At 56.3% G+C, this 4,474-nt stretch carries 2 protein-coding genes; both read left to right on the top strand.

All coding sequences use genetic code 11. The features are described from left to right. Window positions 1-170 precede the first annotated feature (170 nt). The gene (locus H8730_RS17085; RefSeq protein ID WP_249290256.1) at window positions 171-2,033 is read left to right on the top strand and encodes a DUF6273 domain-containing protein; all 1,863 of its coding nucleotides are present in this window, start codon (window positions 171-173) and stop codon (window positions 2,031-2,033) included. Between the two features lie 185 nt (window positions 2,034-2,218). Next, window positions 2,219-4,474 (top strand): DUF7601 domain-containing protein (locus H8730_RS17090; RefSeq protein ID WP_249290257.1); only part of this gene is annotated, 2,256 nt, incomplete at its 3' end.

Raw genomic sequence — 4,474 nt, forward strand, 5'->3', positions numbered from 1 at the left:
CGCTTCTCCTGTTTGCACTGGCGGTGGTGTTTGTGCTGATTTATGTGCTGGGGCGAATCTTTAAGAGCCCGCCGAAGGAACCGGCGAAACGCTGAAACTTCTCACGGTATATGGGAGGGGAATTCCTCCTTTATATATACTAATAAAGAACAAAAGAAAGGACGAGAACAATGGCAGCAACAACCCAAAAGCGAAAAGTTATCTCGGCGGTAACGGCAGTCGTAGTCTCGGCGGCCATCCTGCTGACAGGCACCTTCGCTTGGCAGAGCATCAGTCAAGTGGCTCTCAACGAGAGAACCGGGGAAGTGAATCCCGGCGGGCGTCTGCACGACGACTTTGACGGCACCAACAAGGACGTGTATGTGGAAAACTTCATGAGCGAGGCGGAGGGCGGCGTGCCTATCTATGCTCGTGTGCGCTTGGACGAGTATATGGAGATCGGCGCGGGCGCGGGACTGAAAACCGGCGATGCGCACTACGCCAGTAAAGAGGCCGTATCCCTCATGACCGGAGCGGATATCAACGACGTATCCACCTGGAAAACCCACATCCCGGACGCGGCGGATGACCCGTTCCATACCTATTGGGAGTGGACGACGGGAGGCAGCACCATCTATATGCCCACGTTCAACAAAAACAAAGACAGCCTGAAAGCGGATATCAACGGTACATACGACGGTACGGACGCGACGGACAATATCTATTACGACGATTATGTAGCCTATACCGCTGGAGAGAGCAAAACAGCGGACGCGGTGTATGACAACGACGATAATACCATTGACGAGGGCGACAGTGCGGTAAATCCGGACAATATCACGACAGTGGAGGAAACGCACACGGCGGCCAATACCCAGAGCGGCATGGTCATGACCATGCAGGAATGGATCGACGCGGGCTCGCAGCCGGGCGCATACTGGGTGTATGATGTGGACGGCTGGGCGTACTGGGCGCAGGCGATTGAACCCGGCACGGCCACGGGCCTTCTGCTGGACGGAATCAGCCTCCAGAAAGAGCCGGGAGACAACTGGTATTACGGCATTAACGTAGTGGGTCAGTTCGCCACCATGGGCGACTGGGGCACGGCTGAAGGCAGCGACGGCTTCTTTGGCGAGAATGACGGCCCGGCACCCACGGACAACGCCCTGTTCCTGTTAAATCAGGCGGCAGGCCGGAGCCTGACGGTTACGGTGAGCGCAGCGGGCAATGCGACACAAGCGAAGCTGGGAGATACGCTGCAGATGAGCGCAGCGGTCAAGCTTGGGGATGCGGCGCATTCCAATCAGGCGGTAAGCTGGTCGGTGCCGAACCGTGCGGACAGCGGGACAACGATCAACGCAAACGGGCTCCTGACGATTGGCGGGAATGAGACCGTAGGCAGCACGCTGACGGTGCGGGCAGTCTCCAGAGCGGATTCCACGGTGGTTGGAGAATACAGCATTAAGGTCAATTCCAGCTGGGATACCAGCGGGATCGGGGATATTACGCCGGGAACGCTGAACACCGCGACGGTAGACGGAATCGAGTATTATGTGCTGGTACGGAACGGGAACAACGCTCTGCTGCTCACTAAAGACCTACAGGAACAGAGACGGTTTGATGGAAGTTCGCCGAAGTGGGAAACGAGCGCGCTGCGGACGTATCTGAACGGCGACTGGCTGAATGCGCAGATGACGCTCTCACAGCATGCGGTAGAGACGACGATCTACACCCGCTCGACGTATAACGGTACGGAATTCACCGCAACACAGGATAAGGTGTTCCTGCTCTCTGAGGCGGACGTATACGGAACACAGAACCTCATCACTGCACAGGCAAAGGATTATACGCTGGGGACCGAGGGTGTGATTCTGCCGTCGAATATGCGGGCAGCGACATTGAACGGCACGAATACTGGGTACTATCTGCGTTCGCTGCGTGGTGATTCGGGTTACGTGTCTGAGGTCAAAAATGATGGCAATCTTGATTACGCGTACTACAGCGTTTCGGTTGTTGGCGTACGCCCCGCTTTGTGGGTGAATCTGGCCGGTTAAGTTTTAGAACCAACGGTAAGCGGACTGTGCTTGTACGAGATACAAGGCGGGCTTTGCCGTAAAGGGAACAGGGCGGCCGTATGCCGCCCCTGCTCCCTGCCATACGCTTTCCTTTTTTGGAGAGCGCGTGGCAGAGAGCAGAAAGATAAACGAAAAGAATTTTGAAGCGGATGGGAGGTTTTGCCATGCGAGCAGGGATATATCGGTCGGTCAGTATGCTCCTGACGGCTGTGTTCCTTCTTTCCAGCCTTATCACCGGCACGCTGGGCTGGCAAAGCCTCGGCCAGACGGCCAAAAACGAAACACAAAGCGAGATTCCCGCTTATGCCGACGTGGAGCTTCTCAAGCAGGAAAAGCAGCCGGACGGAACCGAGACGGAAATCCCCGTCCCCGGCGCGGCATTCTATTTGTTTACCGAGGACGGAATGCAGCTCGGCGGGAGGTATGTTACCGACAGCGATGGAACAATCTCCGTTTCCCTGGAGCCGGGCGAATACTACTTTGAGGAGTTTTCCCCTGCCCCCGGCTTCGCTTTTGACACCGACGCGGGCGGCAACCGTATCACCCGCTATCCTTTCGTCGTCACTGGGAACGAAACCGAAGAGGTGGTTGTCACCGCCTACAATATCCGGCTGCAAGGGGCGCTCTCGGTGCAAAAGCTGGTTGAAAATGCCGATGGTTCGCCCCTTACGGACGAGCAGAAAGCGCAGGAATTTGTTTTCACCGTCGCCTTTTCCGACGGCGGCGCCTATTCCTATTCTATCGACGGAGGCGAGCCGCAGGAAATCACCAGCGGCGGCGCCCTCACTCTCAAGCACGGGCAAAGCGCTGTATTTGAACAAATCCCTGTAGGAGTAACCTACACCGTCGCCGAACAGCCTATGCCCGGCTATGCCATGTCCGGCACCGGCCACACGGGGACTATCACCGAAGCAGGCAGCGCGGCGCGGTTTACCAACACCTACACCCCCAGCCAGACGGGAAGCCTAACCGTTTCCAAAGAAGTCCGGGGCGACGGCGCGGATTTACAGAAGGAATTTACCTTTACTGCCGTGATAAATGGGGAAACGGAAACCTTTGTCTTGAAGCATGGTGAGAGCCAAATCTTCCCGGATTTGTCGTTTGGGACGACTTACACCATCACCGAAACCGACTGCACGGCGCAAGGGTATGCCGCCACAGTACGGGAATACACTGGGCAGATCACCGGGGCGGAAGAACTGCGCCTTCCCTTCGTCAATGTCTATCAGCCCCCGACGGAATTAGGCAGCTTGACGGTGAGCAAAGAGGTTGTGGGCGACAATCCCGAACCGGACAAAGAATTCACCTTTGAAGTTACCTTTTCGGACGGCGGAACCTACGAATACACAGTGGACGGCGGCGAGCCGCAGGAGCTTACCAGCGGCGGCGTTTTGAAACTGAAAGCAGGACAACAGGCCGTGTTTGAAGGGCTGCCGGACGGCATTACCTATGCCGTGAAAGAAACCGACACGGCGGGATATCTCCCGGCGATTGAGGAAATCTTCGGCAAGGTTGTGGGCGGCGAAAACGTCCTTGCTGCGTTCCAGAACCGCGTACCAGAGACGCCGGAGCAGCCGGCCATCCTTATCATCACTAAGAAGCTGGCGGGCGAGTACCCCAAAGCAGATGAAAACAAGGATTTTCATTTTACCCTCACCATAGACGGCACAGAAACGCAGTTTACTTTAAAATCTGGCGAAAGCAAAGAATTTGAAATCCCCGCAGGCGCAAGGTATGAGGTACGGGAGGACGACTATTCCTCGGACGGCTACGCCCTCACGCTGGAAAACGGCGTCGGCGCCGCTGTGTCCGGCCAGACGATCACCGTCACCGCTGCCAACAGCTATACAGGCGAAGTGCAGACCGAAATCAAAGGCGAGAAAACATGGGAGCTGGGCGGCCATACTGTGGCCCTGCCGAAATCCATCACCGTACAGCTCAAAAACGGGGATTTACTGGTGGAGGAAATCACCGTTACCCCAAACGAAAACAGCGAGTGGCACTATACCTTTACCGCGCCTAAATACGACGCGGACGGGAACGAGATCGTCTACACCGTGGAGGAAGCGCCAATAACAGACTTTATCCCTTCCTACGACGATTTCAATATCCTCAACACCTACATCCCGCCTGTAGAAATCGACCCGCCCATCATTGAAAAGGTGGCAGAGGGCGAGAACCCGCCCGAAACGGAGTTTGCATTCCTTCTGAAAGGCGAGAACAACGCGCCCATGCCGGAGGGCAGCAACGGGAATACCAAAACCGTCGCCCGCATCGGCAGCGGCGAGATAGAAAGCGGCACCTTTTCCTTTGCTTCCCCCGGTGTATATACCTATACCATCTCCGAGTTAAACACCGGCGCGGAGGGTTGGACGTATGACAACACCGTTTACACCCTCACCTTCACCGTTACGCTGGAG

The organism is Bianquea renquensis, from assembly GCF_014384895.1.
Classification (GTDB): Bacteria; Bacillota; Clostridia; order Lachnospirales; family Bianqueaceae; genus Bianquea; species Bianquea renquensis.